This is a genomic window from Rhizobacter sp. P3_B12 (assembly GCF_056402895.1).
Map to the genome: position 1 here is coordinate 1 of NZ_JBFUGN010001542.1, position 898 is coordinate 898.

General features: G+C 71.0%; 2 protein-coding genes. Both read right to left on the minus strand.

Annotated features, from left to right (window positions below):
* A partial coding sequence (locus AC1D01_RS36740) for an NAD(P)H-binding protein (RefSeq protein ID WP_477874744.1) occupies positions 1-222 on the minus strand: 222 nt, incomplete at its 3' end.
* Positions 223-236: 14 nt separating this feature from the next.
* Positions 237-898, minus strand: a 662-nt coding sequence (locus tag AC1D01_RS36745) for a lytic transglycosylase domain-containing protein (protein ID WP_477874746.1), incomplete at its 5' end; no start/stop codon positions are given.

Consider the following 898-nt stretch of genomic DNA (forward strand, 5'->3'; position numbering starts at 1 on the left):
GACCACCGCATCGCGCCCGGCAACCAGGCGCGCGAGTTGCACATCGTCGTGCACGTCGGCCGCGAGCAGGTCGACGGTCGGCAGCATCGCCAGCGCCTTCGCGCGCTGCGGCTGCCGGCTCGGCACCGTCAGCCGGCCGCCACCGCCGCCGCTGCGCTGGATCAACTCGGCGCACAGCGCCCGGCCGAGGAAGCCGGACCCACCGATGACCAGCAGGTTCATCGGCCGGCTTCCGTTCATGGCAGGCTGCCGTCGGGCGGCGGCGCGGTCACTTCGCGCGGGCCGACCGGCTTGCCCAGCCGCGCCTTCAGCGAGGCGGTCTGCAGCGCCGTCGGGTCGTTCAGCAGCGTCGCGTACAGCAAGGTGTTGGACATCACCTTCTTCACGTAGTCGCGCGTCTCGTTGAATGGGATGTTCTCGATCCAGATCGCCGGCTCGAGCTTCGGCCCGTCGCGCCAGCGCCGCGGCCGGCCCGGGCCGGCGTTGTAGGCGGTCGCGCTCAGCACCTGCGAGCCACCGAAATCGTCGAGCAGCAGCCGCAGGTAGCTCGAGCCGAGCTGCACGTTGGTCGGCACGTCCATGATCTGCGCCGGGTCGTAGGCCATGCCGATGCGCTTGGCGACGTTCTTCGCGGTCGGCTGGATCACCTGCATCAGCCCGTAGGCGTTCGCGCTGGAGCGGATGTCGGGCTGGAAGCGCGATTCCTGGCGCATCACGCCGTAGATCAGCGCCGGGTCGACCGCGGTCGATTTCGAGGCCGCCATCACCTCGGCGCGGAACGGCGTCGGGTAGCGCTGCGCGATGTCGATCTCGCTGCGCGTGCGGTCGCTGGTGTTGACGCAGCGGTCCCAGACGCGCCGGTCGCAGGCGAGCTGCGCCGCGGCGAGCAGCTCGCGCT